Here is a 15,421-nt window from a genome sequence, read left to right as displayed (position 1 = left end):
AGCACCATGACAGACGGGCGAGACCATGCGGCCGCAGGATGTGCCAGGCAAGGCAGGGATCATTCGCAGCGACGCCGATGTCGCGGCGGGGCTGGCCGCGCTGCTGCGCGCCGATCCGCGGCTCGGCGCCATTGCCGCGGTCGCCGGCCCCCTGCCGCTGCGCCGCAATCCCGGCGGCCTGCCGGGCCTTGCCCGCATCATCGTCGCCCAGCAGGTATCCCGCGCCAGCGCCGAGGCGATCTTCGCCCGGCTGGAGCGCGAATTCGACATCGCCGATCCGCAGGCCTTCCTGACGGCCGACGACGCGGCCTACCACCGCGCCGGCCTGTCACGCCCCAAGCAGCGGACGATGCGGGCCGTCGCCGAAGCAGTCCATGGCGGCGCCCTCGACTTCGCCCGGCTGGACTCGGCGCCGGCCGCCGCCGCGATCGCCGAGCTGGTGGCGGTGAGCGGCATCGGCCCCTGGACGGCCGAATGCTACCTCCTCTTCGGCGCCGGCCACCCCGACATCTTCCCATCGGGCGACCTGGCGCTGCAGGTCGCCCTCGCCGACGCCTTCGGACACGAGACACGCCCGAGCGCCCGCCATGCGGCAGCGCTCGCACTGCCTTGGGCGCCGTGGCGCTCGGTCGCAGCGCGGCTGTTCTGGGCCTATTACGCGGCGATCACCCGCCGCGAGGCGGCGCCCGCCAGCTGACGTAACGCGCTGCGGCATTTATCCACAGATCTTCCGTCGCGTCCGCCGGCAAGGGGCTGCAATGCCGGCCGGACGGCCCTGCCGTCCCCTGCGTGACGAGGCTTCACAAACCCGACACGATGGCGCACGATACTCGCACCAGCTTGGTTTTTCTCGATGGGAGGTAGGAAGACTACCTGTGACGATCGCGGTTACTCAGGACTTATCCCCGACCCTCGTTCTGAACGCCGACTTCCGGCCGCTCAGCTATTATCCTCTGTCCCTCTGGTCCTGGCAGGACGCGGTGAAGGCGGTGTTTCTCGACCGGGTGACCATCCTCGCCGAATACGATCGCGCGGTGCACAGCCCGACCTATTCGATGCGCCTGCCCTCGGTCGTCTGCCTCAAGACCTACATCAAGCCGGCACGCTATCCGGCCTTCACCCGCTTCAACGTGTTCCTGCGCGACCGCTTCCAGTGCCAGTATTGCGGCTCGCCCCACGAACTCACCTTTGACCACGTCATTCCGCGTTCGCGCGGCGGCCTGACCACCTGGGAAAACGTCGTGGCGGCCTGTTCGCCCTGCAATCTGAAGAAGGGCGGCCTGATGCCGAAAGCCGCCCGGATGTTCCCCCACCAGACACCCTTCCAGCCGAGCGTCCACGACCTGCACAACAATGGCCGGCTGTTCCCCCCGAACTTCCTGCACGAGAGCTGGCTCGACTATCTCTACTGGGATTCCGAGCTCGATCCCGAATAGGCCGATCGCAAGGGTCTACGCGCTGCCGAAGCCGGTCCGCCGCCCCGATCGTTTGCGGCCATCCCGTCACGCGGTTTTGCGCGCGCGGTCGTGGACGGCTCTGGTCACCGCGGCCTAGATAATTGCCAGACGGGCAGAAGCCCCATGCGGGACCGGCAAGGAATCGGAATGGACGCGACGGGACCAGATGACGGCGGCACAGCGTCCACCGACCTTGCCTTCTACGAAGCCCTTCCCGTTTCCAGCAGCATTCTCGGCCTCGGCGATGCCAGTGCCTATCGCCCGCTCCCCGCAGACTGGGTCGTCGGCGTTGCCGATATCGTCCGCTCGACCGACGCCGTCAGCTCGGGTGGCTACAAGCGCGTAAACACGGTTGCCGCGGCGGTGATCGCGGCGGTGGCGAACGGCCTTCACGGCCGCGAATTTCCCTTCGTCTTCGGCGGCGACGGTGCCGGCTTCGCCCTGCCTGCCGCACAGGCCGAGATCGGCAGGGCGGCGCTCGCATCTGTTGCGGGCTGGGCGCAAAGCGCCTTCGGCCTGTCCTTGCGGGTGGCGATGGTGCCGGTCGCGACGATCCGCGACAACGGCCGTGACGTCCAGATCGCCCGCTTCGCCCCCTCGCCCGACGTGTCCTATGCGATGTTCGCCGGCGGTGGGCTCGCCTGGGCCGAACGGCGGATGAAGGCCGGGGCATTCCGGATCGAACCGGAAGACGGGGCGACGGCCCGTCCGGACCTTGCCGGCCTGTCCTGCCGCTTTTCCGAAATCCCAGCGCGCCGGGACCTCATCCTGTCGGTGGTTCTGTTGCCGAGACCGGAGGCGTCCCCCGACGCCTTCGCGGCTCTGGCCCGCGACATCCTGGAGCTCGGCGTCGAAGAGGGGCATGACGGCAATCCCGTGCCGCCGGAAGGGCCGGAACTGCACTGGCCGCCGGCGGGACTGCCCATCGAGGCGGAGGTGCGCAAGGCGATGACCGGGCTGCCGCTCTGGGCCTCCCGCCTCTCCGTCGGCATCCGCACGCTGCTGTCGCATCTCAGCTTCGTGACCGGCACGCGGGTCGGGGCCTTCGATCCGGCGCGCTACCGTTCGGAACTGGCGCGCAACAGCGACTTCCGCAAATTCGACGACGGCTTGCGCATGACCCTCGACTGCACCGCCGCAGTGGCCGATCGGATCGAGGCGCGCCTGCGCGATGCCCGCGCTGCGGGGCTCGCGCGGACAGGAACGCATCGTCAGTCCGCAGCGCTGATGACCTGCTTCGTCCCCACCGCAAGCCGCAGCGACCACGTCCATTTCGTCGACGGCGCGGCAGGCGGCTATGCGGCGGCGGCGGCAATGGCCACGGCCGACATGGCCGGCAGAACGGCCGGCCCGGTCAGATGAGCAGCGCCAGGACCAGCGGCAGGCTGGCGGCGGCAAGCAGCGTCTGCAACGTGACCAGTCCCGCCATCAGTGTCGCGTCGCCCTTCAGCTGGGTCGTCAGCACGTAGGACGTCGGCGCGGTCGGCAGAGCAAAGAAGATCACCAGAAGCGCGCCGTCGAGGGGCGGCAGCGCCATCAGCAGGGCGACGGCGAAGGCCAGCAGCGGCATGGCGATCAGTCGTGCCAGACTGTTGACGGTTAGGATCGTCGTCTCGGCCCGCGCGGCCTTCAACTTAAGGGCAGCCCCCACGCAAAGCAGGCCGAGCGGCAGGCTGGCCGCGGCCAGAAGGCCGAGCAGCCGATCGATACCGAAGGGCATGCCCAGCCCGAGCGCCGCCACGACCGCGCCGGCGAGGCAGGCGAGGATCAGCGGATTGCGGAGGACCGGCATGACCAGTTCGCGCGCGCTGGTATGGCGCTCCGATGTCAGTGCGATCACCGAGAGGACGTTCACGGTCGGCACCATGACCGCGAGGATGACCGCAGCACGGGCCAGGCCGTCGGGACCATAGAGGCTCGCGACCATGGCAAGGCCGAGATAGGTATTGAACCGGGTAATGCCCTGGACGATCGGCCCGTAGCGGGCGGCGGGCCAGGCGAAGACCCGGCGCAGGGCGAGCATGACCAGCGATGCGGCGACCAGCACCATGAAGATCGCACCGGCCAGCTTGAGGATCGACGGATCGGCCAGCGGTGCATTGGCGAGGCTGGAGAACAGCAGCGCCGGAAACAGCACGAAGTAGTTCAGCTTCTCGGCGGCGGGCCAGAAGCCCTCGCCCGGAAAGCCGGAGCGGCGGAAGCCCAGCCCCGCCAGGATCAGGGCAAAGAGCGGCCACAGGGTGAGGAATAGCGTCGACATGCTTCGCTTTCAGGGGAGCGCCGGCCCGCCAGGCCCGGCGGATGCTTCAGGCGAAGCGATCGGCTTTGGCAACCGCGCTGCGCAGCGCGATGGCGGCAAAGAGGGCCGAAGCAATCGCGTTCCAGCCGGCAAAGGACAGGCCGAGGAAGCGTCCCGCCGCTTCGTCGCAGGAGGGCGGCCGGATGGCGTCGATCGCCGACAGGAGGTCGCCGCCGCCCAGATCACCCCCGCCAACCTGCGCACAGTCTGTCGGGCCGGGCCAGTAGCCCCATTCGACACCGGCATGGAAGACGCCGAGATACAGCGACACCAGCATGATCACGCCGATCACCAGGAGAAGCAGCCGGGTCAGGAGCGCCGGTGCGCGGCCCGCAGCCGCCACGAAGGCGACCAGCGCAAGCGGGATCGCCACGTAGTAGGGAATGCGCTGCTGCAGGCACAGCGCGCAGGGAATGTAGCCGCCGACATACTGGAACAGCAGCGCCGTGCCGACCGTGATCGCGGTCCCGGCGAGGAGGAAGCCGGAAGCCAGCGTCTGTCGAAAGCCGGTCGGGCGCTGGAAGCGGTCAGTCAGTGCCATGCCATCATCCGTTACATCATATAGCGAACGGCGACGAAGCCACCGAACAGAAGGATCATGAAGAGGGTGAAGAGCAGCCCGAGATTCTTCTCGATGAAGCCCTGGATCGGGGCGCCGAAGCGCTGCAACAGCCAGGCCACGAAGAAGAAACGGAGGCCGCGACCGACAATCGAGACGATCGTGAAGGTGACGAGGTTCAGCCCGGTGACGCCGGAGAAGATGGTCAGCACCTTGTAGGGAAACGGCGTCAGCGCGGCGAAGAGCACGGCCCAGCCGCCCCAGGCGTTGTAGCGGGCGCTGAGTTCGGCGAAGGCGTCGGCCTTGCCATAGATCTCCAGAATGGGCTGGCCGATCAGGTCGAAGAACAGGGCGCCGATGGCATAGCCGAGAAACGCGCCCAGCACCGACGCGACGGTGCAGATGAGCCCGATCCGCACCCAGCTGCGTGGCCGGGCGATGACCATCGGAATCAGCAGCGCATCCGGCGGGATCGGGAAAACGGAGCTTTCGATGAAGGAGACCGCGGCCAGGCCGCGCTCGGCATGGCGGGTTGCGGCAAGCGACATGACCCAGTCATAGAGGCGGCGGAGCATGGCGGATGTCCGTGGAAGCAAAACGGGGCTGACCCTGTCGCCCGCATAGGACGATCGGCAGGCGAACGCAACGGACAGCGAAAGCCGATGCACGGACCATTGACCCGAAGGGCGCCGCGGCTATAGTCCGCCAACGAACGGATCTGAACCGTTCGCCCCTGTGGCGGAATTGGTAGACGCGCGCGACTCAAAATCGCGTTCCGCAAGGAGTGCTGGTTCGATCCCGGCCAGGGGCACCAATGTTCCGGCACAGTCTCGGAACGCCATGACGACCACCGACACCCCCTACGATCTCTTGTATTCCGGGTTCCACTGGAACTTGCCGGCCAGGTTCAACATCGCCGAGGCCTGTGCCGATGCCTGGGCCCGCGACGCGCCGGATCGGATCTGTCTGATCGAGGATCGCGGTGCCGAGCCGGCGGCGACGATGAGCTATGGCGAGTTGGCGCGGCGCTCTGCGCGGCTGGCCGCGGCCTTCGCAGCGCGCGGCGTGACGCGCGGCGACCGGGTGGCGATCGTCCTTCCGCAGAGCTTCGAAACGGTGATTGTCCATCTGGCCGTCTACCGCCTCGGCGCCATCGCCGTGCCGCTGGCGCTGCGCTTCGGACCCGAGGCGCTGGAGTTCCGGCTGCATGCCAGCAGCGCGAAGCTGGTGGTGATCGACGCGAACGGCCTGCCGGTCCTGGAAGAGATCACCGGGGCCCTGCCCGATCTCACCGACGTCGTCACCGTCGGGGAAGCGCGAGGCGACCTGCCCGAACTCGCCGATCTCGAACGCGCGGCGGCGGGCATGGCGCCCATCGCCGAGACCACGCCGGACGATCCGGCGATGATCATCTTCACCTCCGGCACAACCGGCTCCCCGAAGGGCGCCTTGCACGGGCACCGGGTGCTTCTCGGCCATCTGCCGGGCATGCGCTTTCACCATGAGAACATGCCGGAGGCCGGCGACCGGATGTGGACGCCCGCCGACTGGGCCTGGGCCGGCGGTCTTCTCAACGCGCTGCTCCCGTCCCTGCTGCTCGGCGTACCGGTCGTCTATTCGCGCGAACGCTTCGACCCGGCCGCGGCCTTCGCGCTGATGGTGCGGCAGAAGGTGCGCAACGCGTTCCTGCCGGCGACGGCGCTGCGGATGATGAAAGGCGCTGCAAATGCTGAGGCGCTCGCCGGGCTCGATTTGCGCACGGTCGGCTCGGCCGGCGAGACGCTGCCCGCCGACACCTTCGTCTGGGCGCGTGACATTCTCGGTGTCACCGTCAATGAATTCTACGGCCAGACCGAGTGCAACATGGTGCTGGGATCGGCGGCCGCCTTCGGCGTCTCCCGCGCCGGGGCCATTGGCAAGCCGGTGCCCGGCCACAAGGTGGCGATCGTCGATGCCGACGGCCAGGAAGTGCCACGCGGCGCCACCGGCACGATCGCGATCGCCGCGCCCGACCCGGTCATGTTTCTCGGCTACTGGCGGAACCCCAAGGCGACAAGCGATAAATTTCGCGGCGACTGGCTCCTGACCGGCGATCAGGGACAAATGGACGCGGACGGCTATGTCGAATTCGTCGGGCGCGACGATGACATCATCACCTCTGCCGGCTACCGGATCGGACCGGGAGAGGTGGAGAATTGCCTGCTCGCCCATCCGGCCGTCCACATGGCGGCCGTCGTGGGCAAGCCAGATCCGCTGCGCACCGAGATCGTGAAGGCCTACATTGTCCCCGCTGTCGGCCACGCGCCCGGCGAGGATCTTGCCCGCGCAATCCAGCTCCATGTGCGCGAGCGTCTGTCGGCGCACGAATATCCGCGCGAAATCGCCTTCGTCGAGGCGATGCCGCTGACGACAAGTGGCAAGATCGTGCGGCGTGAATTCCGCGATCGTGCCGCGCGCGAGGCGCAGGACGCGGCGAAGGCGAGCGCAGCCTGAAGGCCGGTCAGCGGAAGGACAGCATCCCCTGCACGCGCTGGCGCATGATGCGCGCGAGATTGCGCGAGCGGCGCATGGAGGCCAGCCCCCGGGCAACCTTGTCGACGCGCGCCCCGGTCTCCGGGGTCAAGCCAACGACGATCGTGCCCACCGCAATGCGATCGGGCCAGAAGCGGTTCATCACGAAATGGTCGGGGACAGTGCAGGAATCGGCACGCTCGACGGCGGGATCGGCGAGCAATGCCCGCGTCGCGGCGGCGACGATCTGCTGGCCCGGAGACGTAGCGGCAAAAGCCTCGTCATAAGCGGTCTTCCAGGTGTAGGCCTGTCCGCGATCGACGAGCACGACGAGGCTCGCCACGGGGCGACTGCCTGTCTTCAACGTATAGATCCTGACCCGGTCGTCCTGTGCGAGCGCGTTGATCGCCTCGCGGGCGAAGGCGGACCGGTAGCGGTCGATGATCAGCGCGGTCCGCGCGCGGCCCTTCCATCCGCTTGCCTCGAGCGAGAAGAAATCCTCCAGCGCCAGCCGCACGTCGTCGGGTTGCCGGGCAGTCTCCAGCGACACCGGACCGGTTGCCGACAGACGACGGGTCTGGCGGGCGAGTTCCCGGCGGCGGCGCCCGGACAGCGGACTTGGCCGCACGGTGTCGGCGCTCTTGATCAGCGCTGCGCGGGACACACGGTTGGCGACGGCCGTCGGCAGACCGGCTTTCGCGGCGGCGGCGAGCAGCGTCGTGGCCATCGGTCCGTCGATACGCACGTCCGGAATGACGAGCACGTCGGGCAGGCCGAGTTCGGGGGCGGTCAGGGTGGACAGGAAATTCGACAGCGTGCCGGCAGGATCGTCGCCGTCCACCGGCAGCGTTCCCAGGGGACCGAAGGGATGCGTCCAGGCACGGATCGTCGCGACGCCACCAATAAAGGCCGACCGCTCGACCGAGAAAGGCATCAGCAGGCGAAGCCGGCTGCGGCTGCCCTTCTCGTCGCGCACGACCATGAGACGCACCTTGCGGTCGTCGAGTCGCGGCATTGCCGGTGCGAGAAACTGCGGGTCGAAGAATACGTTGGGTTCGATCGCGCGCCGCGAGAGATGGGCCAGTTCGTCGATCAGGCCGAAAACCGCATTCGGTGCATAGATCGACAGATGGCGCGAGACGCGGCCGAACGGAACCGTCAGATCGAGTTCGGGAGTCGCATTCACCGGGCCCTCGTGCAGCGGCACGACCGAGGCCATCGGCGGGAGTCCGCCGATGAGATCACTCATCGAGGGTTTGGCTACCATGGGTCACCTTCAGCAGCCCCTGCCTGATCCGCTGGCCACGCATCATGCGTAGTCGGCTACAAAGTAGCGGGAGGGGCTTAACAAGGCATATGCCGAGGACTTTAAAAAAGTACGGACTTCACCCGGAATCAGCCGGAAAATCCCCCTGAGGCAAGAAACTCGAGCTCTTCGGGGGTGGATTGGCGCCCGAGGACGGCATTTCGGTGCGGAAATCGGCCGAACCGCGCAATGATGTCGCGATGCTCGGCAGCGGCCTTGCGGTTGCCCGCCCCGCCGATGGTTTCCATCCACTCCACGCAGGCTTCCTGATCCGTGAGATTCTCCGAATGCATCAGCGGCATTGCGAGGAACGCGTTCAGATCCTCACCCACGATCCCGTCGTCGCCGCGGGCAAGCGCCGTTCGGGCGATCGCCAGCGCCTTCGCATCGGTGGCGAAGGCCTGCGGCGAATTGCGGAAGATGTTGCGCGGAAACTGGTCCAGCAGAATGACTAGCGCCAGAGCCCCGGTCGGCTCTTCAATCCAGGCATCGCGGTCGCCCGCTGCCGCCTGCTCGTAGATATCGCCGAAACGCTGCCGGATCGTCGCATCGAAGGCATCGCTCTTGGCGAACCACCGCTCAGGTCCAGCATCTCGCCAGAAATCGACAATGATCTGGGGATCGATCGCATACTCGCTCATGTCGGACCTTCATTGCGGGAACGGGGGTTTCAGGCACCGCCACCAGATAGGATCGAGGCCACTGCGAAAGAAGATCGAACCGGTTTGGCTTCTCTGCACAGCCCTCCCGCTGCAAGGTGACCGGTGACCGAGCCGCTCAGGGAAAGCTGTAGCCCGGCACAGCAAGCGGGTTGTCTTCCAATGCCGTGCGATCTGGCGCGTCGATGCGCGCGCCGCCGGTGAAAGCGGCGAAGAGATCGCGGACATAATTCTCAGGCAACGCCTCACCGATGAGGACGATGCGCGTCTCGCGGCGGGTCCCCTGCGGCCAGGCGGCAAGTTGCGCCGGGGGATGCTGGTACTCGCGAACACCATGCAGGACGACGGGGCGATCCGGCGCCTCGCGCAGATGGACGATAGCCTTCATTCGAAGGATATGCTCGCCCTGCGTGGCGCGCAGCAGGTCGAGAAACGCCTCGACCGCTTCCCAGGCGACAGGGTTTGCTTCGACCAGCGAGAACGACCGGACGCTGCCATGGTGATGGCTGTCGCCCGCATGTTCGTGACCTGGGCCATGGTGGTGATGCCCTGCGTGGTGTGCATAGTCTGCGTGCACGCCATCGCAATTCGCCTCCGACCGGACTTCGGCATCATCTGCGAGCCCCAGCCAGCGCCGGGCATCCACCACGCCGGTGGCCGGATCGTAGAGACCGCAATGCAGAAGCCGGTCGGCCAGGGGCAGGCCATCACCTGCGTCGACCCGCCCGGCTCCAGGATTAAGCCGTTGTACGGCCGCATCGAGCGCAGACCGCGCGCCCTGGTCGGCGAGGTCGGCCTTGGTAACGACGACGCGGTCGGCTACGGCGACCTGCCGGCGTGCTTCACTGCGCTCGGCAAGATTGCGGCTCCCGGCAAGGCAATCCACGACGGCGATCACGCCATCGAGGACATAAGCCTCGAGCAGCGCCGGCTGCGCCATCAGCGACGCCAGGATCAGTGCCGGGTCCGCAAGCCCCGTCGTCTCGACGATCACCCGCTCGAGAGGCGCCTCGCCGCCGGGCCGGGGGCGCTCCGCCAGTTCGATAAGGGTCTCGACGAGTTCGCCGCGCACGCTGCAGCACAGGCATCCGTCCGACAGTTCGATCACACCATCGCTGGACGCGGTCTCGATCAGAAGCTGGTCGATGCCCGCCTCGCCGAATTCGTTGACCACGACGGCCGTGTTCGTGACCGCCGGCTCGGCAAGCAGGCGGTTGAGTAGCGTCGTCTTGCCGGAACCGAGGAAGCCGGTGAGGACGGTAAGGCGGATCGGGGCGCGGGTCAGTTTGCCGGCCGTTCTGCGGCGCTCGGCACCGGCGCCGTCGTCGCCTTGCGCAGATCGCCAGTGTCGTCACGCCGGATGGCGAGCCGTGAGGTCTTGCCGTCTCGATCGACCCCGAGATCCGTGCTCGGCCCGTCGACATCCCCCGAGCCGGTGGCTTCTACGACCACTTCCTTCTCGTCGGCCTCGACCGCCTCCCCGGAGGGTGCCGCCGGCACGGGCGCATCGGCTGGTGCCGGCACTTGCGGCGTCGCATCGACTTCGGCGGCCGGCGCCGGCGTATAGTCGGGGCGTGGGGTCGGCAGCGGAATGCCATAGGCGGAGATGATCGAGATGCCGGGCTCTGCGATTGCGTTACCGGCGGCGCCGCCGAGACTGACCCGGAAGACTACCGGCGAGCGGTCGAGATCGCGCAGGTAGGGAGAGCCGAAGGTCTCCTCGCGATCGCGCTCCTCCACGCGCTCGTTGGCCCGCGCCGTGCGGCCTTCTGCCGAACAGATGTAGTCGGAGACATCCAGCGGCTCGGTGCTGGATGCGACCGGCAACTCGTCCACCCGGATGTCGACGGAGGCGGGATCGGTTGCAAAGCCCGCCTCGAGGATTTCGGCCGACAGCCGTTCGCGCGGAATGGTGCCGTTTGCACCGATCACTACCGCCACGAGCGTGCGGCCGTTGCGGGTCGCGGACGACACGAGATTGAAGCCCGAGGCGCAGATGTAACCGGTCTTCATGCCATCGGCGCCGTCGAAGCGACCGAGCAACTTGTTGCCGTTCTTCAAGATGGCCGTGCCGTTGGAGATCGCCTCCGTACCGAAATAATCGGCGAAGGCCGGGAATTCGCGGCGGATCGCAACACCCAGAATGGCGAGATCCTTGGCGGAGGTATGTTGTCCTTCCCCCGGCAGGCCGTTGGCGTTGATGAAACGGGTGTCCTGCATGCCGAGTTGCGCGGCGGCATCGTTCATCATCGAGACGAACTCGTCCATCGATCCACCGACCGTCTCGCCGATGGCATAGGCAATGTCGTTGGCCGACTTCACGAGCATCATCCGCAGGGCGAAGTCCAGACGGATCACCGAGCCCGGCTTGAACCCCATCTTGCTGGGAGCTTCGGCGGCAGAACGTCGCGTGACGATCACCGGCGAGTCGAGCGACAGCCGGGATTCGCGAAGCGCCTTCAGCGCCAGATAGGCCGTCATCAGCTTCGTCGTCGAAGCCGGATAGCGCCGTTCGGTCGCATGCTGCTGCGACAGGACCTTGCCCGTCGCCACGTCCACGACGATCGAGGCCATCGGCGGCGCCGTATCCGTCGCGGCTGCGTCGACCTTCGCTGCCTGGGCCCGTGCGGCATCGCCGGCCAAGGGCACGACAGCGAGAACAAGCGCCAGAAGGCAAACGAGGGGAAAAACGGGAAATGGTCGGGACGCGCGCGTCTTCACGCTGGATTCCTTCATTGATTGCGGTCAGGCTGCCGTTTTTCGTCGATCCGATAAAGCAGACGGGCGCCTAACCTTGGGCTGTGTCCCAAGCATGGCAATGCCGGGTTGACGCATCGACCTCGCATTCCCTTGTAGGTCCGAACCAGAGAGTCGGAAAGTCGCCCATGCCTGTCAACAACCGAATCGCGGATGCTCAACCGGAGATCGCCGGCTGGCGCCAGCACCTGCACCAGCGTCCCGAACTGCTCTACGAGGTCCACGAGACTGCGGCGTTCGTTGCCGGCAAGCTGCGCGACTTCGGCTGCGACGAGGTGATCACCGGAATGGGCCGGACGGGTGTCGTGGGTCTGGTGCACGGCCGCAGCGGTGCGGACGGGCCGATGATCGGCCTTCGCGCCGACATGGACGCGCTGCCGATCACCGAGGAGACGGGCGTCGCCTATGCGTCCAAGGTGCCCGGCATGATGCATGCCTGCGGCCATGACGGCCATACGACGATGCTGCTCGCCGCCGGCCGCAGCCTTTGCGAAACACGTGCCTTCGACGGGACGGTAGCGCTGATCTTCCAGCCTGCAGAGGAAGGCGGCGCCGGGGCCAAGGCGATGATCGATGACGGGCTGTTTGAGCGACTGCCGCTCAGCCGCGTCTACGGCATGCACAATCTGCCGGGCATGCCGGTCGGCCGGTTCGGCATGCGGGGCGGTCCGATCATGGCCTCGACGGACGAGTTCGCGATCACCGTCGAGGGGCGCGGCGGCCATGCCGCCCTCCCCCATCGCACGGTCGACCCCATCGTCGTCGGCGCGGCCATTGTCCAGGGGCTGCAGGCGATCGTCGCGCGAAATGCCGATCCGCTGCAGTCGCTGGTCGTCTCCGTCACCCAGTTCCATGCCGGCTTCGCCCACAATGTGATCCCAGACGAGGCAATCGTGTCTGGAACGGTACGGGCGCTGTCGCTCGAACTGCGGGAACTGGCCGAAGCCCGGATTCGCGAGATCGCGCAGGGGATCGCCACCGCCCATGGCGCGCATGTGCGGGTCGACTACGATCGCAACTACCCGATCACCATCAACGACGCGGCGGAGGCCGAGTTCTGCGCCGGGATCGCCGCCGACATCGCCGGGGCCGATGCGGTGGATGCGGCGGCGCCGCCGTTGATGGCCGGCGAGGATTTTTCCTACATGCTGGAAAAATGCCCCGGAGCCTACGTTTTCATCGGCAATGGCGACAGCGCCAGCCTGCACAGCGCCAGCTACGACTTCGCCGACGACGCTCTCGTCTTCGGCGCCAGCTACTGGCAGCGCCTCGCCGAGGCCGCCCTCGCCCGAAGCTAAGGGGCGCCGCCTTTCTTCAGGCCGTTATCGGCAGGAGAATGCGTCAGCTGGCGAGCGCCAGGCCCTCTCTTTCGTCGAGCGACACGATCTCGCGCAGTTGAGGGCGCCCATACACAACCACCTGGTCGCGGCCTGCGCTCTTGGCTTCGTAGAGCGCCGCATCGGCGCAGCGATACAGCGTATTTGGATCGTCGCCATGCTGCGGCGCTCCGGCAACGCCGATGCTGACCGTCAGCGACAGGTTCTGGTCACCGGCGATCAGCGATGCCGTCTCGATGGCGTGCCGGATGCGCTCGGCCGTGCGCCGGCCTTGCGGCAGTCCGGTCTGCGGCAGGATCACAGTGAATTCCTCGCCGCCATGGCGGCAGACATAGTCGCCTTCGCGTACGCAGGACCGCAGGATGCGGCTGACGGCCTTCAACGCCTCGTCGCCGGTCTCGTGTCCGTAAGTATCGTTGACCTGCTTGAAATGATCGAAATCCACGACGAGCAGCGACACGCCGATATCGGCGCCGCGTCCTTGTGCCAGTTCCTCCGCGATCAGCGCGTCGTATGCCCGACGGTTCGCCAAGCCGGTCAGGGCATCGGTGAAGGCATCCACCTCGAGGCTCTGTTCGCGCCGCATCATGCGGGTCTCCCGCTGCATCATCGACCCCATCACGAAGACGCCCGCGACATAGGTCGGCACCACGAAGGGGATCAGGTTCAGGGTGAAACCCAGCGGATCCGGCAACGGCAGCAGGACGAACAACCCGATATGAGCCGATACGAGCAGGCCGAGCACGACGAGATGACGACGCCGCGCGGTCTGGCCGTGCCGGTACAGTTGGCCCCAGATCAGTCCGACGCCGGCGGCCAGCACGATCGTGGCGACGCCGACGGGCGCACCAGCACCGCCCAGCCCCAACCGGTAGATCGCACCGGCGAGGCCTGCCACCAGCGCCGCGGGCCAGCCGACGAACGCTCCCGCCAAGGCGACGATGACGCAGCGTGTATCGACGATGATGCCGTCGGCGAGATGAGCAGGAGAGAGCATCGCGGCGACGGTGCCCATCGCGAACACAGGCGCATGCAGCCACCGCTTCAGCGCCGGGTCCGACATCAGGCGCTCGATGGTACCGAACGCCAGGGCGATCAGCGCCATCAGGCCAAGCCCGTTCAGCAGCACTAGGATGAGGTCAAGATGGGCCACAGCGCTCGGTCAATCGGATCATTGAACTCGTTCGACTATGCCGGTAATTTTGTTCGAAACGGTTAATGTCCGGTATCCGGGCAACGATTTGCCTACTCCAGACGGGTAGATCGCCCGTCATCACCATTGCATGATGCAACCATCCCAGGCAGCGGGCAGCGTGTCTTGCAGGCAAACCATTTGCCTGTCATGCCGAAGGTGTCGGTCAAGCAGAATGAGGCTGTGGCACGGAATGCCATCGTCCTCACTCTCGACGGAATGGAAGGATGTGCATTGGCGACTGACGCCCATCGAAAGCTGATCACCCGCCTCGACATGATCGCGGAGTTGAACGACGATGACCGCGCAGCGCTGTCGGCCCTGCCCATCGCCGTTCGCGACGTCGCTGCCGACACGGACATTGTCAGCGAAGGCGAGACGGTCTCCCATTGCTGTATCCTCATCGAAGGCTTCACCTATCGCTATCGCAACATTCGCGATGGCCGCCGGCAGATCATCGCCTTCAACGTCCCGGGTGATATTCCGGATCTGCACAGCCTGCATATCCGCCGGATGGACCACAGTTTCGCCGCCACGACCCCTTCGCGCGTGGGGTTCGTGTCCCACAAGGCCGTCTGGAACCTCTGCCGGGAGCGGCCCAATGTCGCCGCCGCCCTGTGGCTCGAAACACTGATCGACGGCGCGATCTTCCGTGAATGGATCGTCGGGCTCGGCCGCCTGTCCGGCAAGAGCCGCACCGCGCATCTTCTCTGCGAACTCGCGGTCAGGCTGCGGGCGGTGCAGCTCGCGCCGGACCTCGTCTACCATCTCCCGCTGACCCAGCACGAACTGGCCGATGCGCTTGGCCTCACCGTCGTGACGGTGAACCGGGTGCTGCAGGAATTCAAGGCCGAGAACCTGATCGAGCGGGAACGTTCCCGCATGACGATCAAGGACTGGTCCGCCTTCGCCCATGTCGGCGACTTCGATCCGCAATACCTGCACTTTCGCCAGGAGGTGCACATGGTACCGGGTTCGCCGAAGGGGAACTGAAGGCCGCGCCCACCCCGCCGATGCCTGCGTCGCAGACAGGTGGATGGAACCCGCACGACGTAGCAGGGCGCGAATCGCGCCGCGCGGATGCTGCGCCGCGACGAACGACCGCCTAAGTGGCAGAAACCTTGAATTTTTCGTCAGATTGGTGTAGGGTCGTCACACAGTCGGCCTCATGGCCAGCTCTTGACGCCGTCCAGCGCTCTCGGGCCTGTCCGAAAAGGATGCTTCCCCTACCGAGAAGAATGTCCGTCCGCTTGCGACCGCTCGGTCCATGCGGCGCTCATGCGGGAACACGGGAGGCGAATACACCGATCGACTGCGGTCCGGCAAGTACCACCGGGCCCCAAG

Annotated in this window: 14 protein-coding genes and 1 tRNA gene; 7 read left to right on the top strand and 8 right to left on the bottom strand. The window is 66.7% G+C overall.

Translation table 11 applies throughout. The features are described 5' to 3' along the window. Positions 1 to 25: 25 nt before the first annotated feature. The 3 genes from ACEQX1_RS13880 (at position 26) to ACEQX1_RS13870 (ending at position 2,819) form a co-directional block, all read left to right on the top strand. On the top strand, positions 26 to 697 hold the full coding sequence (locus ACEQX1_RS13880) for a DNA-3-methyladenine glycosylase (RefSeq protein ID WP_370194140.1): 672 nt from the start codon (positions 26 to 28) through the stop codon (positions 695 to 697). Positions 698 to 875: 178 nt separating this feature from the next. Continuing rightward, positions 876 to 1,436: an HNH endonuclease gene (locus ACEQX1_RS13875; protein ID WP_009210766.1), complete on the top strand. Its 561-nt coding sequence runs from the start codon at positions 876 to 878 to the stop codon at positions 1,434 to 1,436. A gap of 168 nt (positions 1,437 to 1,604) precedes the next feature. Beyond that, positions 1,605 to 2,819 carry a DUF3095 domain-containing protein gene (locus ACEQX1_RS13870; protein WP_370194141.1) on the top strand — a complete coding sequence of 405 codons (1,215 nt, stop codon included), beginning with the start codon at positions 1,605 to 1,607 and terminating at the stop codon, positions 2,817 to 2,819. On the opposite strand, the gene ACEQX1_RS13865 is transcribed toward ACEQX1_RS13870, so the two are convergent. The 3 genes from ACEQX1_RS13865 to ACEQX1_RS13855 are packed head-to-tail and all read right to left on the bottom strand — an operon-like array spanning position 2,812 to position 4,890. Continuing rightward, positions 2,812 to 3,717 carry an AEC family transporter gene (locus ACEQX1_RS13865; RefSeq protein ID WP_370194142.1) on the bottom strand — a complete coding sequence of 302 codons (906 nt, stop codon included), beginning with the start codon at positions 3,715 to 3,717 and terminating at the stop codon, positions 2,812 to 2,814. The genes ACEQX1_RS13870 and ACEQX1_RS13865 overlap by 8 nt on opposite strands. A 46-nt stretch (positions 3,718 to 3,763) precedes the next feature. Further along, entirely contained in the window at positions 3,764 to 4,297 is a 534-nt protein-coding gene (locus tag ACEQX1_RS13860; RefSeq protein ID WP_370194143.1) for a disulfide bond formation protein B, read from the bottom strand. An 11-nt stretch (positions 4,298 to 4,308) separates the two neighbouring features. Further along, the gene (locus tag ACEQX1_RS13855) at positions 4,309 to 4,890 is read right to left on the bottom strand and encodes a YqaA family protein (RefSeq protein WP_024349833.1); all 582 of its coding nucleotides are present in this window, start codon (positions 4,888 to 4,890) and stop codon (positions 4,309 to 4,311) included. Between the two features lie 154 nt (positions 4,891 to 5,044). On the opposite strand from ACEQX1_RS13855, the gene ACEQX1_RS13850 reads away from it, so the two are divergent. After that, positions 5,045 to 5,129: transfer RNA gene (locus ACEQX1_RS13850), tRNA-Leu, on the top strand. Between the two features lie 26 nt (positions 5,130 to 5,155). Next, entirely contained in the window at positions 5,156 to 6,808 is a 1,653-nt protein-coding gene (locus ACEQX1_RS13845) for an AMP-binding protein (RefSeq protein ID WP_370194144.1), read from the top strand. A gap of 7 nt (positions 6,809 to 6,815) precedes the next feature. Here the strand turns inward: ACEQX1_RS13845 and ACEQX1_RS13840 are convergent, their stop codons facing one another. The 4 genes from ACEQX1_RS13840 to ACEQX1_RS13825 all read right to left on the bottom strand — a co-directional run bounded on the left by ACEQX1_RS13840 (position 6,816) and on the right by ACEQX1_RS13825 (position 11,440). Next, positions 6,816 to 8,093 (bottom strand): GNAT family N-acetyltransferase, encoded by a 1,278-nt coding sequence (locus tag ACEQX1_RS13840; protein WP_372521506.1) that lies wholly within the window; start codon positions 8,091 to 8,093, stop codon positions 6,816 to 6,818. Positions 8,094 to 8,221: 128 nt separating this feature from the next. Then, positions 8,222 to 8,773 (bottom strand): DUF924 family protein, encoded by a 552-nt coding sequence (locus ACEQX1_RS13835; RefSeq protein ID WP_370194146.1) that lies wholly within the window; start codon positions 8,771 to 8,773, stop codon positions 8,222 to 8,224. Positions 8,774 to 8,909: 136 nt separating this feature from the next. Next, on the bottom strand, positions 8,910 to 10,076 hold the full coding sequence (locus ACEQX1_RS13830) for a GTP-binding protein (protein WP_370194168.1): 1,167 nt from the start codon (positions 10,074 to 10,076) through the stop codon (positions 8,910 to 8,912). After that, complete coding sequence (locus ACEQX1_RS13825; protein ID WP_370196938.1) at positions 10,073 to 11,440, bottom strand: D-alanyl-D-alanine carboxypeptidase family protein; 1,368 nt, start codon at positions 11,438 to 11,440, stop codon at positions 10,073 to 10,075. Before ACEQX1_RS13825 ends, ACEQX1_RS13830 begins: the two co-directional genes overlap by 4 nt. Positions 11,441 to 11,676: 236 nt before the next feature. Here ACEQX1_RS13825 and ACEQX1_RS13820 point away from each other — a divergent pair, with 236 nt between their 5' ends. Then, positions 11,677 to 12,846 (top strand): M20 aminoacylase family protein, encoded by a 1,170-nt coding sequence (locus ACEQX1_RS13820; protein WP_370194148.1) that lies wholly within the window; start codon positions 11,677 to 11,679, stop codon positions 12,844 to 12,846. Positions 12,847 to 12,889: 43 nt separating this feature from the next. Here ACEQX1_RS13820 and ACEQX1_RS13815 read toward each other — a convergent pair whose 3' ends face one another. Beyond that, positions 12,890 to 13,990, bottom strand: a complete 1,101-nt coding sequence (locus ACEQX1_RS13815) for a GGDEF domain-containing protein (RefSeq protein ID WP_370194149.1) — start codon at positions 13,988 to 13,990, stop codon at positions 12,890 to 12,892. Positions 13,991 to 14,164: 174 nt separating this feature from the next. On the opposite strand from ACEQX1_RS13815, the gene ACEQX1_RS13810 reads away from it, so the two are divergent. Then, positions 14,165 to 15,070, top strand: a complete 906-nt coding sequence (locus ACEQX1_RS13810; protein WP_372521503.1) for a Crp/Fnr family transcriptional regulator — start codon at positions 14,165 to 14,167, stop codon at positions 15,068 to 15,070. The last annotated feature ends 351 nt before the right edge of the window (positions 15,071 to 15,421 follow it).

The organism is Aurantimonas sp. (assembly GCF_964217435.1).
GTDB classification, from domain to species: Bacteria; Pseudomonadota; Alphaproteobacteria; order Rhizobiales; family Rhizobiaceae; genus Aurantimonas; species Aurantimonas coralicida.
Note: the sequence above shows the minus strand (reverse complement) of the source record. Positions and strands in the feature narration are given on the sequence as shown.